The 19,294-nt window shown below is 41.6% G+C and carries 12 protein-coding genes; 9 read left to right on the forward strand and 3 right to left on the reverse strand.

All coding sequences use genetic code 11. The annotated features are described in order from the left end of the window. Nucleotides 1–15 precede the first annotated feature (15 nt). The 5 genes from EWE74_RS18750 (at nucleotide 16) to EWE74_RS18770 (ending at nucleotide 11,208) form a co-directional block, all read left to right on the forward strand. Entirely contained in the window at nucleotides 16–2,388 is a 2,373-nt protein-coding gene (locus EWE74_RS18750) for an ABC transporter permease (protein ID WP_130143198.1), read from the forward strand. An 11-nt stretch (nucleotides 2,389–2,399) separates the two neighbouring features. Continuing rightward, nucleotides 2,400–4,805 (forward strand): ABC transporter permease, encoded by a 2,406-nt coding sequence (locus tag EWE74_RS18755; RefSeq protein ID WP_130143199.1) that lies wholly within the window; start codon nucleotides 2,400–2,402, stop codon nucleotides 4,803–4,805. Between the two features lie 89 nt (nucleotides 4,806–4,894). Further along, entirely contained in the window at nucleotides 4,895–6,091 is a 1,197-nt protein-coding gene (locus EWE74_RS18760; RefSeq protein ID WP_130143200.1) for an ATP-binding protein, read from the forward strand. A 158-nt stretch (nucleotides 6,092–6,249) separates the two neighbouring features. Beyond that, nucleotides 6,250–8,688, forward strand: coding sequence for an ABC transporter permease (locus tag EWE74_RS18765; protein WP_130143201.1), 2,439 nt, complete (start codon nucleotides 6,250–6,252; stop codon nucleotides 8,686–8,688). Nucleotides 8,689–8,793: 105 nt separating this feature from the next. After that, a complete protein-coding gene (locus tag EWE74_RS18770; protein WP_130143202.1) occupies nucleotides 8,794–11,208 on the forward strand; it encodes an FtsX-like permease family protein in 2,415 nt (804 codons plus the stop codon). Between the two features lie 121 nt (nucleotides 11,209–11,329). Here the strand turns inward: EWE74_RS18770 and EWE74_RS18775 are convergent, their stop codons facing one another. The 3 genes from EWE74_RS18775 to EWE74_RS18785 form a co-directional block, all read right to left on the reverse strand. Then, entirely contained in the window at nucleotides 11,330–11,539 is a 210-nt protein-coding gene (locus EWE74_RS18775; RefSeq protein ID WP_206365302.1) for a type II toxin-antitoxin system VapB family antitoxin, read from the reverse strand. A gap of 81 nt (nucleotides 11,540–11,620) precedes the next feature. Next, complete coding sequence (locus EWE74_RS18780) at nucleotides 11,621–12,229, reverse strand: fibronectin type III domain-containing protein (RefSeq protein WP_130143203.1); 609 nt, start codon at nucleotides 12,227–12,229, stop codon at nucleotides 11,621–11,623. 397 nt (nucleotides 12,230–12,626) lie between these two features. Then, nucleotides 12,627–12,896 (reverse strand): hypothetical protein, encoded by a 270-nt coding sequence (locus tag EWE74_RS18785; RefSeq protein WP_206365303.1) that lies wholly within the window; start codon nucleotides 12,894–12,896, stop codon nucleotides 12,627–12,629. Nucleotides 12,897–14,457: 1,561 nt separating this feature from the next. Here EWE74_RS18785 and EWE74_RS18790 point away from each other — a divergent pair. The 4 genes from EWE74_RS18790 (at nucleotide 14,458) to EWE74_RS18805 (ending at nucleotide 19,223) form a co-directional block, all read left to right on the forward strand. Then, nucleotides 14,458–15,270 carry an RNA polymerase sigma factor gene (locus tag EWE74_RS18790; RefSeq protein ID WP_130143205.1) on the forward strand — a complete coding sequence of 271 codons (813 nt, stop codon included), beginning with the start codon at nucleotides 14,458–14,460 and terminating at the stop codon, nucleotides 15,268–15,270. 12 nt (nucleotides 15,271–15,282) lie between these two features. After that, nucleotides 15,283–16,377, forward strand: coding sequence for a hypothetical protein (locus EWE74_RS18795; protein ID WP_130143206.1), 1,095 nt, complete (start codon nucleotides 15,283–15,285; stop codon nucleotides 16,375–16,377). A gap of 87 nt (nucleotides 16,378–16,464) precedes the next feature. Next, nucleotides 16,465–18,015 carry a CotH kinase family protein gene (locus EWE74_RS18800; protein ID WP_165384770.1) on the forward strand — a complete coding sequence of 517 codons (1,551 nt, stop codon included), beginning with the start codon at nucleotides 16,465–16,467 and terminating at the stop codon, nucleotides 18,013–18,015. A gap of 26 nt (nucleotides 18,016–18,041) precedes the next feature. Further along, on the forward strand, nucleotides 18,042–19,223 hold the full coding sequence (locus tag EWE74_RS18805) for a MalY/PatB family protein (RefSeq protein ID WP_206365304.1): 1,182 nt from the start codon (nucleotides 18,042–18,044) through the stop codon (nucleotides 19,221–19,223). Nucleotides 19,224–19,294 lie beyond the last annotated feature (71 nt).

Raw genomic sequence — 19,294 nt, forward strand, 5'->3', positions numbered from 1 at the left:
GTAAAACTAGGGAAAATGATAAAGATATATTTCAAAACCGCTCTCCGTCAAATCGCGAAATATCAGTTTCATTCCATACTAAATGTAGCGGGTCTCGGCCTAGCTATTGCTGCCTGTCTGTTTATTTATGCGTTCAACACTTACCAACTGAGTTTTGATCGCTTTCATCCCGACGCCGAACGTACCTTTATTGTGGTGGAAGATTTGCACCTCGACCAGACAGAACATAATAAGGGTGGTCCTTATGCGATGTACAACGCTATCCGACAAGAATTACCGCAGGTCGAAAAAGCTGCGCTGTACATAGACAAACAGGATTTTACGCTAAAAATTGGCAATGAACTTCGAAAAATAGAAGGCAAAGCGTGCTTTACCTCATCTGATTATTTTGAAATTATGCATTTTCCATGGTTAGCCGGAAGTCCGCAGCAGTTGGACGAACCGGCAACAGTAGCTTTAACAAAGACCATGGCAAAAAATTTCTTTGGCAACGAGGAAGCCATCGGACAAACAATATGGGTAGAAAATAAATTGCCTGTAACGGTGGTCGGTATTATCGATGATAGCCGGAAGAACTCCGATTTTCAGTCAGAGATATATTTTTCACTCGCCTCTATAAATGAATTCCGAGAAAGCGCCTTCTTTCATAATTGGGGTTACACCAACTCAGCCAATAATATTCTGTTGACCTTGCACCATGCCGAGGACAAAGTGGGTGTAGAAGATAGTATCCGGAAGCTGATAGCAAAGCACTGGCATGAGGATGTACTGGAATACTATACCTATAAACTGCTGCCGTTGACAGCCTTCCATTTCAATATGAATTATGGAAAGGCTACACAGTTTTCTCTTTTAGGGATACTGACCGTTATCGCTATAGGCATCCTGTTTATGGCGGGCATCAACTATACGAATATGGTTTCTGCTCAACAGCTCTATAGAAGCACGGAAATGGGAATACGTAAGGTACTTGGAAGCTCAAAACGACAATTGTTCCTGCAGTTTCTGATAGAGTCGTTATTGATTTCCTTATTTGCTTTGTTGTTGGCGTGGCTATTCCTATGGATAGCGATCGACTGGAGCAACCATTATCTGTTCGTCAACGAACCATTACAGGTATTATCGCTATCCAAATTAATTTTTATTTCCTTTGTAATTTGGCTTTCCGTCTGCATGACAACCAGCCTATTCCCTGCATTTTTTCTTAACAAAACAAAGATTCAAGCTGCGTTAAAGAAACAGGTTGCGAACAACTGGGGATTAGGACGAAAAGCATTGATCTTCTTTCAAAATGTACTCGCTCTAATCTTAATCATCTCCACCATCGTTATCGTAAGCCAAGTTCGTTATCTCAAAAACACCGACATGGGCTTTAATAGGGAGACGGTGCTTGTTTTTCCTCTAAAGAACGAAATGCGGGACAACACGGAAAAAATAACCGCCTTTCTCCAACACCGCAGTGATATACTTGCTTTCACATTCTGCGATAATCCCCCATCATACGATAAAGTTTGGGGAGGGACTTTTAAGTTTGATAACAGGTCAGAATGGGAAACCTGGGCACCACGTTATGCTATCGGGGACTCCTCCTACATAAAAACATTCGGTATACAATTGTTAGCCGGTCATAATTTCAAAGATAATGAACAGCATCCCGAGTTTTTAATAAACGAAAAGATGGCCATGAACTTAGGCTATCCCGATTATCAGGAAATCATCGGAAAAGATTTGCATGCCGGCGGCTTAAATGATGAATACAGTGGAAAAATCATTGGTGTGGTTCGTGATTTCAGCACCAATTCTTTAAAAGAAGGAGTATCGCCTACCGTAATAGGATATAATAAAGGGCGCATTAAAAATCTGGCTATAAAATATCGTGGAAATCGTCCGGATCAATTGCTCCATGATTTGGAACAAGAATGGAAACAATGGTATCCAAACGAGCTTTTTGATTATAAATTTTATGATGAACAGATTGGCAATCTATATCAAAAAGAAGCCTTATTGGAAAAATTAATATGGATAGCAGCGACCATTTCTATTATAATAAGTTCTTTAGGCTTTCTGGGGCTATTATCCATTATGGTTGTGAAACGTACCAAAGAAATAGGTATCCGAAAAGTATTAGGTGCCAACATCACAGGTATTACCCTACTATTATCAAAAGATTTTGTTAGGTGGGTTTGCGTAGCATTTCTTTTTGCCATTCCCATAGGATGGTATCTTATGAATAAATGGTTGGATGATTTCGTTTATCGGATAGAGTTGCAATGGTGGATGTTTGCTCTTACAGGTTTTATCGGCTTATTAATTACTTTGGTAACGATCAGCGTTCAAACTATCCGGGCAGCGAAAACCAATCCCGTAGATAGTCTAAGGGATGAGTAAAAACTACAATCGTGATAAAGAACTATATAAAAACAGCTTGGCGAAATATCCAGAAAAGAAAATTTCATGCGATCATTAATATTGTCGGGTTAGTATCGAGCATGGCTTTTGTGTTATTGATCGCTGCTTATGTATGGCAAACGTATCAAATAAATAGCGGCCTTCGTCATCAAGATCGACAGTATATATTGCAGAGCGAATACAAAAAAACAGGGATCGGTCTGGAACTCACGACCGTTGGCGCCCTCCCGAAAGCGTTGCGGGAAGAATACCCCCATCTTGTCGCAAATTATTACCGCATCGATGGTTTAACTTGCATCATATCAAATGGAACAGCTGTACACGAGGAATCCGTTTCTCTCGGAGATTCGACGTTGCTCGATATGTTCGGCTTTGAACTTTTCGAAGGAAATCCAAGCAAAGCGCTCACCTCCCCGTTCTCGGTTGTCATCACAGAATCAGCAGCGATAAAGTATTTTGGTAAGAAAGAAGTTCTAGGACAAAATCTGACTATTCGCAATTTCGCAGGTGAAAAACATGATTTTGTGGTAACGGGTGTGTTGAAGCCTACTTCACAAAACTCCGTTACGGAGCTGAATGCCGCCCTAAGCAGCTCGATATTCCTTCCCATTGCCAGTGAAGCGTATTTCGGCAGAAACGTGGACAACTGGAACACTCTATGGATTGCCGGTTTTATCGAGCTACAGGAAAACGTGCAACCAGAGCAATTAGCTATTCCCATACAAAACTTATTAAGGCAACACGCCAACGAAGAAGTTGCCACCAATCTTATTCCGCAACTTAAACCACTTTCCTCTTATTATCTCAATGACAATAAAGGTGCTATAAGACAATTAACGCATGTATTAGTGCTTATCGCGGGCTTTCTCCTTGTCATGGCGGTGGTCAATTTTATCAATTTTACGGTAAGCCAAAGCTTCACACGCCTAAAGGAAATCGGCGTTCGAAAAATGATGGGAAGCAACAGGTTACAATTGATACTACAATTGACCACGGAATATCTCATGTTGGTATGGATCGCCGGCTTAGGCGCTTTGGCGTTATATCCTGTATTAGCCCCTTTGTTTGAGTCCATCATGTTGACCGCGCTACCCGACATCTTTGAGCTTCCGGTATCCTTCTTCGTTTATTTTATGCTTACCGTATTCTTTTTAGGTATGCTCTCCGGTTTGTATCCTGCCATGAAGCTGTCCCAAAACCGCCTATTGGAATCACTGAAGAACCAGCTGACGAACATACAGCAAAAGCATCTTATCCGTCGCATATTGTTATTCACGCAGTTCACAGTTACTATCGTTGTTCTGATTGCTGCCGTTGTCGTTTCCCGGCAAGTCGATATCTTCACGAAAGGTGATTTAGGCTATGACAAAGACTATCTCATTACCGTACAAGCGCCTCGCGATTGGTCGGAAGCGGGTTTGCATAAGATAGAGTTGGTACGCGAACAGTTACGCGCTTTGCCTTATGTCAAGAATATCAGTCTCTCGTATGGCGTACCGGGGTCATTTGCTGATGGCATACAACAGGTACAAAAAGTAGGAAGTGAAGATGAAGTGGACGCATTAATGATTACATCCGATCGTTACTTTTCGGATACCTACAATATTCCGTTGTTGGCCGGTCAGTTTTTTAGTTCACGGGAAGAGGCTACGGTAGATAACTCGAAACTGGTCATCAACAATAAAGCAGCAAAAGCCCTAGGGTATCATACGCCAGAAGAAGCCATCGGTCAGCAAGTTAGCTTATTTAACAATCGATTTACAGGAACTATTGCCGGTGTCACAGACGATTTTTACGCCAATTCCATGCATAGCGCATCACCTCCGGTGATCTGGTTCTCCATCAACAATAATAATCAGTATCGATTTTTATCCATTCGACTTAAAGCAGGTTCCACGTTTGATGCGTTGACCGCGCTTGAAAAAAATTGGAAACAGCTTATGCCCGACGCCCCTTTTGAATTTCGATTTATGGATGATACGATCAAGAACATGTATACGGTCGAACTACAGCTACAGCGCGCTTCGCAAATTGCTACGGTTATCTCCATCGTCATCGTCGCTTTGGGTCTCATCGGCTTAACGGCTTTGGCGATTAATCTACGTTTAAAAGAAGTCGGCATCCGAAAAGTGCTAGGCGCATCTTTCCGGCAAATTATCATGCTATTCAGCAAAGAGTTTTATATGACGTTCTTTTTAGCTGTGCTGCTCGGTTGTCCGTTAGTCTACACGCTCATGGATAAATGGCTGGCAAACTATACTTCCCGAACTGAATTGCACCTGGGTGTATTTGTACTTCCTTTATTAGGACTCGTACTGCTCTTATTTTTCATTACCGGAGGTATTATATTGAGTGTTGTAAAGGCCAATCCAGTGGATAGTTTAAGGAATGAGTAGAAATGTTAACTTAACTTGCCAATATTTACACACTTTTGATAAGTATAGTTAACATTTTATAACTATTTTTGCAAACAAGAGTTTGCAAAATGGAAAGAATTAAAATTAAATCGATTTTCCTTCGCGATGAGGTTGAAACTGTACACATCCGCCATCTTTACTATCAAATTGATTGGTCGGACCGACTGATTGGGATACTGGGCGCAAGGGGAACAGGGAAAACCACACTTTTACTTCAACGTATGAGGTTGCACTTCCAAAGCGATGACACTGCACTATACATTTCTCTGGACGACATCTATTTCGCAAGCAATAGCCTTATTGAGCTAGCAGAAACTTTTAGAGTACGAGGGGGTAAAATATTATTCGTAGACGAGGTACATAAATACAACGGTTGGGCCAGGGAAATCAAGAACATCTATGATACCTATAAGGATCTCTACATTGTATTCACGGGCTCTTCTGTCATTGACATCTACCAACAAGAAGCCGATCTTAGCCGACGGGCAGTATTCTATGAGCTGGCTGGGCTTTCCTTTCGGGAATATTTACGTTTTGCAGATATTTATTCAGCGGAAGCGATAGCTTTACCGGATGTGTTAAGTCATCACACGCAAATCGCTTTAAAATTAAGCAAAGACTTCAAACCGATACCGCATTTTGAGGCTTATCTCGACCATGGTTATTATCCATTTTTTAAGGAAAATATTCGCACCTATTTTTTACGTATCGAGCAGGTTATCCGACTGATTGTCGAGACCGAACTACGCTTTGTTGATGGTTTTGATATCAACAACACCAGTAAAGTGATGCAATTACTTGCCATCTTGGCCGAGAACGTTCCTTTCAAACCCAACATCAGCAAATTAAGCGATAAGATAGGCATCAGCCGTCAAACGGTGACCCAATACCTCCACTACTTGGAAAAAGCACGGCTGATTAATATGTTAAATCCCGCAGGCGCCAGTATAAGTACCTTACAAAAACCCGAAAAGGTGTATTTGGAAAATCCAAATCTCCACCGTGCTATCGCTTCATCCGAAGCCAATCAAGGTAGCCGCAGAGAGTCGTTTCTGCTCAATCAGCTCCGCAATGCCAAGCATGAAGTTTCACTACCTTCTGCTGGTGATTTTTTGGTGGATCGCAAGGTGACGGTCGAAGTCGGGGGCAAAGGCAAAAGTCGAAAGCAAATCGCAGGCGTTGAAAATGCTTTCATTGCCGCAGATAACCTTGAGATAGGTATCGATGAGAAAATTCCCCTTTGGCTCTTCGGCTTTTTGTACTAAATAGTAAGTAGCTATATAAAACGCTGCAGCAATCTCCTGTTCGATCGTGAACAGTGACTGTCCGAAAACGGACAGCAAATAAAAGCACAAACCAATCATTTACAACAAATTAAAATAATGGCAAACCGATTGCGTCCATAAATACATACCGAATATGCATGACTATAGTGATAAAGAACCATATAAAACTCGCTTGGCGGAATATTTTAGGACAAAAAGTTCATAGCATCATCAATATTGGTGGTTTAGCCGTGTCCATGGCAGTTGTCTTGTTGATCACGTTATGGATCGACTATGAAGCAAAGTACGACACGCATCACCGTGAAGCGGCACGGATCCACCTGCTTTCTCATCACGAATCCAATGGCGATCGTTTTATGGAACAGAGCCCATATATTTCATACGACGTCATACCCACAGCAGTTCCGGAGGTCGAATTAGCTGCAATAAGTCATGGTGGACGGGTATTAATCTCTATGGACAACCATTCTTTTTATGAGAAAACGATCTTGTTTATAGACTCCAATTGGACAAAGATGTTCAGTTATCAGCCGCTAAAAGGCTCATTCAATTTTTTCAAGCAGCACGATAGCCGACAGGTTGCAATCAGCCAGTCCAAAGCCCGGCAATATTTCGGAAACGATGACCCCATAGGGCAAACGCTGTTGGTGGATTCTATTCCCGTATCCGTTGGGGCCGTATTTGCCGACGTACCGAGCAACTCTTCTTTTCCACAGAATATCCTCATTCCCTATAATGCGACTATGACCAAAGACGAGCAGTATAGGCTGACGGAATGGGGTGCGTTCGGCAGTTTATTATTTCTCAAAATTAATCCAAGTGCATCTATTCCTATCGTATCTCAAAAGATCACTCAAATTTTTCATAGCAACGTCCCCAATCAAAAGGAAGCAGATATTCAAAACAGGTTAACTCCGCTATCGGATTTGTATTGGTCGACCGAATTCGAAAACAGTATGCTTCCTAAAGGCAACAAAAATACGATGCGCGTATTGGGCATACTGTCGGCCGTATTGCTACTGACCGCTTGCATCAACTTTGTCAACCTCTCGATTGCCCAGAACACAACCCGTAATAAAGAAATCGGCATCCGAAAAGTGACCGGAGCCAGCCGACAACAGCTGTTTGTTCAGATAATCATAGAGATCCTCCTGCATGTCATATTGGCAACCTTTTTGACCGTTATCCTCGCTTTTCTACTGTTGCCTTATTTCAATCTGCTCTTTGAAAGTGAACTGACCCTGTCCATCTTCCAAAGCAGAACCATATTGATATTAATCGGCTTGCTTGTATTAGTTACGGTGCTGACCGGTATCTACCCCGCTCTTTTATTGAGCCGTGTCAGTCCGATCCAGCTTTTTAAAGACAAGATTCATTTATCGCTTAACGTGCAGTCGCTACGGAAAGTACTCTTAATCGGGCAGTTGGTTGTCGCAGTCTGTGCCACTGTTGGTGCTATCGTTATCCATCTTCAATTTCGCTATATACAAGAGCAAACGGCAGCGTATAAAAAAGAACAGGTCTTTTCCTTTTATGCTGTCTATCCCCAAAAAAGTATAGCTTACGGTAGTCCGGCAGAAAAAAAGTTTTCACAAACACTGAAAAGCGTTAAAACCGAATTGCTACAACAACACACCATCAAACATATTTCCAATGTCAACGGAACTTCCTTAATCGATAATACATATTTAAGAGATATCCGTTACCGTTGGCAGGGACAGCCCGAACCGGTAAAACCATACCAGGCGATTACCTATTGGATAGATGCAGATTATCTAGGGGTTTCCGATCTTGAGCTTGTTGCAGGACGCTGGTTCATAGAACAGAATACAGGGGATAAACATAACCTAGTTATCAACGAAACAGCCGCTAAAGTATTTGGCCTTAAAGAACCGGTGGTAGGAAGCAACTATTTAGAACACATAGATCCTCAATACCTACCAAATCAAGGTACTATTATTGGCATCGTCAAAGATTTCCATCACGGCAGTCTTCACGAGCCCATCCAACCGGTTATTTTTCAGTTAGATCCTTTTTTTAGCACAAAATTTATTGTAAAAACCCGCGAAGGACAGGTACGCCAAGCCTTAGACGCCGCACACACGGTCTGGAAAAAACATTTTCCCGGCTATCCTTTTGAATACACGTTTCTGGATGAAGAATTTAATCAGCTGTACAAAGACGACATCAGGGCAGGTACATTTTCGCTGATCTTTACCGTGCTGACCGTCATTATTGCCTGCTTAGGAATCCTCGGTATTGCAATATTCACCGCTAAACAGCGTACGAAGGAAATCGGTATCCGAAAAGTACTGGGCGCTTCGGTATCCACGATTGTATTGGCACTTTCCAAAGGCTTTGCCAAAATGGTCTTGCTTGCCATTATCATCGCTTCGCCAGTCGCCTGGTGGATGATGACCACTTGGTTGGACAACTTTGCATATCGCATAACGCTCCAGTGGTGGATGTTGGTTACAGGAGGACTTGTTATCATCGGAATAACGCTAGTGACAGTAGGAATACAAAGCATACGGACGGCAAAAGCCAACCCAGTGGATAGTTTGCGGGATGAGTAATATAGCGGAAAAACAGGAGATAGTAGAACTAGAACGGGGGCGAATATCCAAATGTGATAAAATGAAAGGACTGATCACTAATTACTGATCAATGACGACTAAAACATGATAAAGAACTATATAAAGATTGCTGTTCGAACGCTTCGAAAAGAGAAACTATATACCCTTATCCATATTATGGGCATTACGTTGAGCATAACCGCTTGCTTGCTGATTGGCACCGTGGTAATCGATGAACTATCCTATGATAAGCAGTGGAGCCGTTCGGCAGACACCTATCGACTGTTAACCATTAGGGAAGACGCGGGGGCCTTCTCTCAAAAAGGAGGAACCGTATATGCCGGTCTCGCCCCCACCTTAAAGCAAAATTTTCCCGAAGTAGAAGAATACAGTAACGTATATCCCAACACGATCTCCCTCAAAATCAACGAGACAGATGAACTACCGATAAAAGCGACCATTCTTCTTGCTGATACGGCGGTATATAAACTGTTAGACATCGAACTCATCGATCAGGAAGACCTTATGCCTACCGGCGACATCCCGAAAATCATCTTATCTGAATCCTTTTGCAAGACGCATTTTGGAAACAAGAATCCACTGGGCCAGCGTATATATGACATGCCAAAATACGACAATGAAAGTAATACCTATCTCGTAGCAGGCATCATGAAGGACATCCCATCGAACACCCATCTCCGCTCGGATATGGTGATGCTTTTGAACAGAAAAGAAGAACTGCTTACTAAAAATAGGCAGGGTCCCGGCATGCAGTTCACCAAGCAATACATCATGCTTCGAAAAGGGACTGACCCACAGCAGTTTGAACATAAAATAAATGATTGGTATCATCAGTTTACCGACATCGACAAAAAAGTCCGGTTTGGCCTACAGCCCATGGCAGACATCTATCTAAAGACGGATTTTCCCGCTTATCAACCGATCAAGGGCAACGTCCAACATAGCTACCTGTTTTCCGCGGTCGCTATCCTCCTATTATTGATCGCCTGCATCAACTACGTCAATCTGAGCACTGCTCGCGCAAGCAGCCGTATAAAAGAAACCGGTATGAAGAAATTATTGGGTGCCTCTCGCAGAAATATTCTGACACAGTCTCTATTGGAATCTCTACTCATTTTTAGCACAGCAGGAGCGCTTGCCTTCATATGTTATCAGCTTGCCATTCCTAAATTAGAATATTTTATCGGTCATCCACTAGCATTTCGCTTCCTTGCGCATTGGACATATTTTGCCTACGTTATGGGTGCTTTTCTTCTTATTTGCTTGTTTAGCGGCCTGTATCCAGCATGGTTAGTTTCAGGTTTTCGGTCGATAGGCAATATACAAAGCATCCTCCGTGAAGGAAAAAACAGACAGGGGTGGTTGAGGCCTAGCCTTGTCGTATTACAACTTTCTATTTCTATCACTGTACTCATAGCTATGCTGGTCATACAGTATCAAGTACAATTCCTCAAGAGCAAAGATATTGGCTTTGACACGGAAGGATTGTTAAGCATTGATTATGTATCGTGGGATAACAAATCCACTGCCTTACGCACCGAACTTTTAAAAAATACAGCTATCCTCTCCACCAGTTTCACATATTGGTTGCCAACAGTCCCCGGAATGGAAATGAAGTTACTGAGAACACCAGGAAAGTCGTATGACGAAACCGAACTATGGTATATAGACGGAGAGCCAAATATGGCACAAACAATGGGATTAACGCTTAAGGAGGGTCGTTTTTTAGATACAGACCGACTAGGAGATGCTGTCCAAGCTGATGAAGTCAGTCCAGGAAGTAGTTCCCTACGCCCCTGCCTGATAACGGCCAGTACAGCTCGTTTATTAGAAATAGACACACTGAACCAGCCATTCCCCGAAGCGGGGATTATACCTGTAGGTATCGTCCATGATTTCCATAGCGAATCCCTACACAAACAGACTGTCCCAACAGTAATCAGAGCCTATCGTGCCCCATCCGCCGGAGCCTTACTCATCCGTACACAACCTGGAGAAGAACGAAACGCGATGTCGTACATCGCTTCGGTATGGAAAGAACTGTATCCGAATAAGCACTTTGATATACAGCTTGTCAGGGAAACATTAGCGAAACAATACGAAGCAGAGGAGAAACTGTATCATCTTTTCCGGATATTCAGTCTATTGACGATGTTACTTGCCATTATGGGCATATTAGGGCTTGTCGTCCATGCACTTCGTCTGCGCGTTCAAGAAATAGGTATCCGCAAGGTACTCGGAGCCTCTGTTATCAACATAACCACTATGCTATCCAAAGATTTTGTCAAATTGGTCCTACTGGCTATTATTATTGCCAGCCCTATTGCTTGGTGGCTCATGAATAAATGGCTGGAAAATTTTGCTTATCGCATCGAAATCCCATGGTGGATCTTTGTCCTATCCGGTGCTACGGCATTCTTCATCACGTTATCGACAGTAGGCTATCGGGCCATAAAAGCAGCAAAAACTAATCCAGTGGATAGTTTGCGGGATGAATAGTCTCGTTTTAAGCAGTTGTCGAAATAAGATCGAAATTCAAATATTCACCCATTAATTTGAAATGTTTATCGAAACTGAATAATGTTATTTTTTCTTCAATGACCTGTTGTAAATTAACACTTTATATCTTGACATCTCCTCTTCCGCGAAGTGTATCCAAGTCGATGTCCAAGTCTAATGTACCTTTCAAAGCAATCAACCGTTGTCTTTTGATTCGGGCAATATAACTTTCCAACACCTCTTTGATCAGTTGGTTCTTGGTCTTCGCATTCGTTAAGGCCATTGCCTCTTCCAACAAATTATTTGGGATATCCAATATAGTTCTCATCATTATTCATGCTTAAATACATCATTATTCACACGAATATAAGAAAAATTTATAACACTTAAAACCGACAATGCCTCGTACAGTTCATATCACCCATGCCGTAACCACATCACTATAATTCAGCGTCACGTCGCTACCGATGTAAGATACCCGAAATTCATATTGTTCCAACATATCGAGATTCCGCAATGCAAAGGTAGACTTGGTATGCAGCGTTGATTCCCAGACTTCCGTTCCTTTTTTTCGATATTCATACCGATAAAGCCTTGCCGGCCGCCAGGAATTGACCCGTAAACGGATAATCCCGGAACCTACCTGTATATGTTCTACACGAAGGTTTTCCGGTTTCGGTGTACGCCCTAAAGAAACATGACTGGATCTTGAAGGACGAAATCCTGCTGCCACGATAATGGCTTCGTCACCCGCCGCAACGTCCTCGACATAGTGCGCTAAACGGCGAATAACATCTTGTAGCTTTTCGCCGTGTTGTGCCTTTAAGATGACAGCACGCTTATCCCGAAAAGTAGCTTCTGTATAAGCCTCTCGATAAGCATTCAAATTTGTCGACAAGGTCGTTAAATCCGGAACCGGATCGGTGAATAGATCCGCATTCTCCGTCATCTTCAAAAAAATCTGTTCTGCATAGATCAACAATTGCGTTGCATCCTTGCTTGTAAATACTGGTTTTGCCATGTTGTTATATATTAACTATTCATTTGGTAGATAGCAGACTTATAGCATACTACTATCTTCTTCTATTACAAAGATGTGCTGTAAAAACAAACAAAAGGTGCATATTCTCGCCAATTTCGGGGGTACCCCAAAAAAGTTTTTGGCGAAAATATACACCTTTACAGTACATATCCCTTCAATTTCTATCATCAAAATCAGCCATTTTGGCATCGTGAACGCAATTTTCAGCAAAAACAACCTTGAAAAACAGCAAAAACAGACTTGCATGCAAAATTATTGTACGTGCATACTCCTCGCTAGAAATTACCCGCACGATAGCCGTCCTTGCCACACTTCCCGAAAAATCTGTTGACGTCTTTAAAAAAACAGCTTGAATACCTCCGATATGTGCTTGGGCTTACCTCCTGCGCACAGGCATCCTAAAAATTCCTAAGTATAACCCTGTTGTGTTTGCTAACCCCGTTATTCCACTTACGACTACATCCAAAACAAGGGCATACTTGTTATCCATATACGCGATCATCTTCTTTATATCGGCAAGTGAATAGGACAAGGCCATGATTACCTCCGCTCCAATTGTTGCACATTGATGTCCAGTCCCATGCAGGCGCCTGATATTTGCACGCAGCCATGTTCCGTTTACGTGCGAGATAATGAAGAAGACCATTCCATTATACCTGTTCGATACCGGACGTTTATTATTCCATATCAAAAACCGTTTAAAGCAAACGATACTGATCGTATTTCGAATATCTTAATAATTTTACGCTTATATCTTAGGCTATTCATTTACGCCGACAGCGGGTTATTAACAAATAATAATCTGTTCTATTTGCGCAAAATAAACAACAAAAAAAACACAATATTAATTTGCCATTAAACAGAGGATATTGTATATTTGACAATGAAACAACTAACTCATTGTATGACAACTAAGTTTAGTTATAGAAATATCATTAAGTCTCCGGTTTAACAGCAGCCGGTCTAAGCATTTAATCCTATATGCGTGCATAAGCGTATAATAGCAAGTAGAAAACCAATTAGAGACATATAGGATTCCAAACATTTTATTCGATTCCAGTACACGTATAATATCGTGTGTTTGATTTGTATTTTAGGCAATGGTTTGCCATGGAATCGATTTGTTCTTTGACATATTGGTGTTTTCGTAGTTCAACAATTGCACATCATAGCTTTCTACGACTGACGTCTTGTGTGCCATAAAATTGACAATTTTATTAAAGGTATTTTGAAAGGTATGCACAACTGGATTTTAGATATTTGCCCGCACTGTATTTCAAAGATTGATATGACGAAAGATATACACAACATTCAGTCTAGGTCGGTTTATTCTTAGTTGTTAAAATCACTTTATGAAATGTATGCACAACTCAAACCTCCGGGATAATAAAAAAGATTACAAGCTATAGGTCAGAAACTAACATTGTCAATAACATTTCGTAAAAAAACTAGGTTATCAGATAATTATATTAAGCAACAACGAGGCTCCTTGTGGCGCCATAGGGTGAGGGCCATCCGCCACTCACTAAATACCTTTTTTTAACTCGTGTATAGTGAATAATTCGGTAAACATCCTTTTAAAGTACACACAACTAGCACTATAAAAGTAGCGTTCATCTGCGGGTAGTACTAACGCTATTGTAAAAGGTATGCAAAATATGAAGAGACAACTTTTAAAAATATTGCCAAAGGTGTCTAACCACGATTTGAAAGGGATACACAACCAAAAATTTAATTTCTCCGCACGACTAACGGTGTTACTAAACACTATTAGGCACAGTTGATGATAGACGTTACAGACCACGATTTGAAAGGGATACACAACCACAGGTCAAATGATCAGTTGTTATTTAAGGCTGTGACAAATCAAATTTTAAAAGGTATACACAACTCGTTCACATAAACTTTTAAAAATTATGAAGTTCTTACACACCACATTTTGAAAGGTATACACAACAAGAACGTCATCCGCGCAGGAATAAACATTTATACTCATACTTTAAAAGATATACACAACATTCGTTGCACAATAAAATAAAAGTGTCCGCAATAGCAACTAACCGCAGTTCTCGAAAAAATTTCAAAAACACCAATATGCATCGAACACATAAAACAGCCAACGCAGTCCCGTCTGAAAACGATTACCAAATGACCACCGGGACTGCGGCAAGCTGTTATAAGATAGATTACTAATCAACAACAGAACGATGCATAAACCAAACAAATTAAACACAACTGCACGACATCTGGCCATGTTACAAAATGGTCAGGAGAAAGGATTAGCTTTCTTTTACAAAAAGTACTACGGCTATCTCGCCTTCCGCACCGAAAAAGCTACACAAGATGAATGTGCAGCAGAAAGCATCGCGCAGGAAGCATTCCTCCGCCTATGGTTGTTTCGGGAAAACTTACAATCGGAAGAAGAACTCTTCCAGTTTCTTAAGACGCAAGTCAAATCGGCCGTCCATGCCTTTTATAGCAAAACCAGAAATCGCTTTCACCGAAGCCTCCTTAGGCTCGACGGTATCGAAGATTATCAAGAGTTCTTGTTGGGCTACGAATTGGAGGACGAGGAGGAAGAGGATATCGTCTATCTCGAACAGCTGGAAGAAGAAAAAAAAGAGAAACTACAAAAGCTTGAAAAGCTTCTCCCCCACCTGCGAAAAGAACAACAGCTCTTTCTGCAACTTTGTCTGAAATACAGTTTCAATTACGAACGTATCGCCTACTATCTTGGCGGCATCTCGGATTATGAAGTAAGTCTCCAGGTCGAAAAAACCATCGAAACACTACGCCAAATTTTCCAAAGCGCTGAAAAAATGGAAAAGCTAAACAGCTCTTCCAGGTATGTTATCCAAGGGGAGATAAATGAACAGCAAGAAGAGATATTCCGCATGCGCTACGATTTACAATTTTCCTTCGATCAGATTGCGGAAGCCTTGAAATTAAACGCCGCTGTTGTAAGAAAGCTTTTTATAGAAGCACACGCAAAAATAAAGCAAGCTAAAAAAACAGCATAAAAACACAAAAATATGGCTACAGATACCCACATCTTGACACGAAAAGTACAGGTCTTTGTTGATTGCGACGACAAAGAGGAGCGTACAGCATATTTTAAGAAACTGTTTACCTGGCAAGATCTTGTATACCGTGGTTCCAACTTGGTACTCACCCACCAATACATACAAGAAAACATCAAAGATTTTATCTATTTGAAGGAAGATATCAAAGTTAAACTGGCCGATAACACTAAAGATCCCGAAGGGATATTGAACACATCCCGTATGAATACAACCTACAAAGTGTTGTCTCGCTATTTTAAAGGGGAGATACCTTCCGATATCCTATCCAACATGAATATGTCGCTCATCAAAACATTTAATACGGATCGGTCGGCATACTGGAAAGGGGAAAAATCGCTACGTAACTTCAAAAAGACCATGCCCATTCCTTTTTCTGGCAAGCAGGTTAAGCTCCGTAATGACGAAAAAGGAAAAGATTTTAAATTCTCGCTATTCAAAATTCCGTTTCGCACTTATCTTGGCAAAGACCGATCAGACAAACGCGTTCTTTTGCAACGCGCACTCGCCGGTCAGATAAAGATCTGTGCTAGTTCACTACAAATTGTGAAAGGCAAATTATTCCTACTACTTGCACTTGAACTTCCGAAGAAAGTTCATGATCTTAACGAACATGTTATCGCAGAAGCAACGCTTTCCGTGGAACATCCCATTAACGTTCAAATCAATAAACAGCAATTCCAAATCGGAAATAAAGAAGAGTTCCTCTACCGGCGAATGGCTATCCAGTCCGCACGCCACCGCATACAAAAGGCTGCGGCATTCAACAAAGGTGGAAAAGGACGAAAGAAAAAACTAAAAAGCCTGGAACAATTCAATAAAAAAGAAATAAACTACGTGGATAGCCGTTTACATCTTTATAGCCGACGCCTAATCGACATCTGTGTGAAAACACAGGCCGGCACCTTACTTTTGGTCAACCAAACCAACAAAGAAGAAATTGCCAAGGAAGATGAATTCTTACTTCGCAATTGGAGCTACTATGGGTTAGTTGAAAAAATAAAATATAAAGCTGAAATGGCAGGGATTAATCTTATCGTAGAGTAGTATGGAGATTATTTCTTATCTTGTGAATGGAGGACGGATAAATCACAGCCATATATCCGCTCCATTTGGTCTAATATGAACCTGCTTATGATAAGAACAAATACATCAAAAACGTTGTGCCAGCTATTGTTGGTAACACTATTGCTATTTACGACCGCATGTAAAAAAGAGCATTCCCCAGAAGAAAATCTATCCACGGAAAATGCATTAACAACTTTCAGTTTCAAAAAAGAGAAAAATTCATCGCTACTTCTCGATATCCAAGGTAAAATCGTGGACGATAGCGTATTTCTACATACCTTAGCGGGAACAAACATCACCAGCCTGATCCCTGAATTCACCCACAACGGAGAACGGCTGACCGTAAACGGAACTGTACAACAAAGTGGTATTAGCAAACAGGATTTTTCAAAGCATGTCAGCTATCAAATAGAAGCCGAAAACGGTGATGTACACACTTACCACGTCAAAGTTGCCGATACGGGTTTCCCTACAATATATATCTCGACGGATGACGTGCCTATCGTTAGCAAAGAGGATTATGTGGACGGTCATATAACGATTACGACCGGACTTCTGGGCGACGTCCTCTACGAAGGTGGTACGGAGATTCGGGGCAGAGGAAATTCGACTTGGGGAATGCCTAAAAAACCGTACCGAATCAAACTAACAGATAAAGCAGGATTGTTGGGCATGCCGGCAGACAAAAGCTGGGCTTTGATCGCCAATTACGGAGACCAATCTTTGCTACGCAACGATATCGCTTTTGAATTGAGCCGCCGACTGGAATTGGCTTATACCCCTAGGCAACAGTATGTTGAATTATTTCTGAACGGTGAATATCAGGGCAACTACACGCTGACCGAACATATCAAAGAAAGTAAAGACCGTATCCAAATTGACGAAGATAATGGTGGTTTCATCCTCGAACAAGATGGATATGCCTATCAAGAGCCGGTATTCTTTACCACACCTCAGGATGTACCGATAGCCGTTAAATTTCCCGATGAAGATGATATCACCAATGATGAACTTAATTACATCAAAAATCATTATACTGCATTTGAAAACCGCCTCTTTAGCGAGAACTTTAGTGATCCTAATGAGGGTTATCAACCATATTTTGATTTACCAAGTTTTGTAAATTATTATCTCGTTAACGAAATTTGCGGCAACACTGATATGGTATGGAGCATGCGTATGTTCAAAAAAAGCGATGAAGACCAAAAAATTTACACCGGTCCGGTTTGGGATTTTGATTTAGCTTTCAATAACGATAGACGTATTGGTCAAGCGGATGCTATCCGAAAATTAATGTTGACCAATGCTCATACTCCTCGCCAATGGATGGACCGTATCGCACAAGACCCCGCGTTTAAAAAAATGGTACGTGAACGATGGAACGCTTCGAAAGAAGCACAAATAAAAACAATCACGGCATACCTTGATAAGCAGGCTGAACGCCTGGTTCATAGCCAATTGTTTAATTTCCATCGGTGGAATGTTTTAGGTCAAAATATTAACCAAAGCTGGTATGTAGGCACCACACATGCAGATTATGTCGGTTTTGTCCGCAATTACCTCACGGAACGCATTACTTGGTTAGATGACGTGTTTAATGGAAGTCAATTTGATTAAAGGTATTTTCTTTAAGTTTGTTGACTATGATAACAGAAAACAAGATGGAATACAACTTTGACGAACTAATCGATCGAACAAATAGCGGAAGCGTGAAATGGTCCAAGCCTGACGTCCTCCCCATGTGGGTGGCAGACATGGATTTCAAAACAGTTCCTGAAGTGACGGAAGCCTTGACCAAGCGGGCATCGCACGGTGTGTTCGGCTACGCGGCAACACCCCCTTCTTTTTATGACGCAATTGCGAACTGGTGGAAGAAAAGACACGCACTCCAGGTGGAAAACGATTGGATTGTAGCCGCGCAGGGTGTCATGCCGGCACTCGCAGCAGCGGTAGAGGCGCTAACATCTGAAGGTGACAAAATTATTGTACAGCCTCCTGTATACAATCACTTCTTTGTCACCGTTGAACAGAGTCATTGTGAACTCGTGGAGAATAACCTCTTGTATGACAACGGAAATTATCAAATTGATTTTGAAGACCTGGAACAAAAAGCTGCTGACCCTGCTGTAAAACTATTATTGCTCAGTAATCCGCATAATCCTGCGGGTCGGGTATGGACCAAAGAGGAGCTACAACGGCTTGGCGAAATATGTATCCACCATAACGTTGTCGTTCTGTCGGATGAAATCCATTCGGATTTAGTGCATGACGATTTTACACATGTCCCTTTTGCGTCTTTAGGAGAAGCTTATGCGAAAACATCCATTACTTTTTCCTCCCCCTCCAAAACATTCAATTTAGCAGGTTTACAAGTTGCCTATTTCTTCACCGAAAACGCATCTTTCCGTAGCAGGATAAAGGCAATATTAACAAAATGGGAAATGACCATGCTCAATATATTTGCCATCGACAGCCTGATCGTAGCCTATGAAAAAGGAGAATATTGGCTAGCAAATCTGAAGAAATACATATACGAAAATTACCAGTATCTAACAGAATTTTGTCGTTCGCATCTTCCCGATCTTCCCATTATTCCCCTACAAGCTACTTATTTAGTCTGGCTCGATTGTAGCGCGCTAGGGATGCCTTCTTCGGTCATCACAGACAGATTGCTGAAACACGAAAAATTATGGCTGCAGCCCGGTATCAAATTTGGACAGGCGGGCGATCGTTTCCTCCGTATCAATATCGCTTGCCCACGGTTACTACTGAAAGAAGGCCTGCAGCGGCTAGAACAAGAATATAAACGGATACGAACGGCATAATTCGTGATGTTACTTCTGTTCGGCAGTGAACAACTACTGTCCGATATCGGACAGATTCAACATCCCAAAAA

This window comes from Sphingobacterium corticibacterium, from assembly GCF_004208525.1.
GTDB classification, from domain to species: domain Bacteria; phylum Bacteroidota; class Bacteroidia; order Sphingobacteriales; family Sphingobacteriaceae; genus Sphingobacterium; species Sphingobacterium corticibacterium.

Bases quoted from the DNA above. Each gene is read 5' to 3' on its own strand.
- EWE74_RS18750 (WP_130143198.1), top strand. From the start codon at position 16: ATGATAAAGATATATTTCAAAACCGCTCTCCGTCAAATCGCGAAATAT.
- EWE74_RS18760 (WP_130143200.1), top strand. From the start codon at position 4,895: ATGGAAAGAATTAAAATTAAATCGATTTTCCTTCGCGATGAGGTTGAA.
- EWE74_RS18765 (WP_130143201.1), top strand. From the start codon at position 6,250: ATGACTATAGTGATAAAGAACCATATAAAACTCGCTTGGCGGAATATT.
- EWE74_RS18770 (WP_130143202.1), top strand. From the start codon at position 8,794: ATGATAAAGAACTATATAAAGATTGCTGTTCGAACGCTTCGAAAAGAG.
- EWE74_RS18775 (WP_206365302.1), bottom strand. From the start codon at position 11,539: ATGATGAGAACTATATTGGATATCCCAAATAATTTGTTGGAAGAGGCA.
- EWE74_RS18780 (WP_130143203.1), bottom strand. From the start codon at position 12,229: ATGGCAAAACCAGTATTTACAAGCAAGGATGCAACGCAATTGTTGATC.
- EWE74_RS18785 (WP_206365303.1), bottom strand. From the start codon at position 12,896: ATGGTCTTCTTCATTATCTCGCACGTAAACGGAACATGGCTGCGTGCA.
- EWE74_RS18790 (WP_130143205.1), top strand. From the start codon at position 14,458: ATGCATAAACCAAACAAATTAAACACAACTGCACGACATCTGGCCATG.
- EWE74_RS18795 (WP_130143206.1), top strand. From the start codon at position 15,283: ATGGCTACAGATACCCACATCTTGACACGAAAAGTACAGGTCTTTGTT.
- EWE74_RS18800 (WP_165384770.1), top strand. From the start codon at position 16,465: ATGATAAGAACAAATACATCAAAAACGTTGTGCCAGCTATTGTTGGTA.
- EWE74_RS18805 (WP_206365304.1), top strand. From the start codon at position 18,042: ATGATAACAGAAAACAAGATGGAATACAACTTTGACGAACTAATCGAT.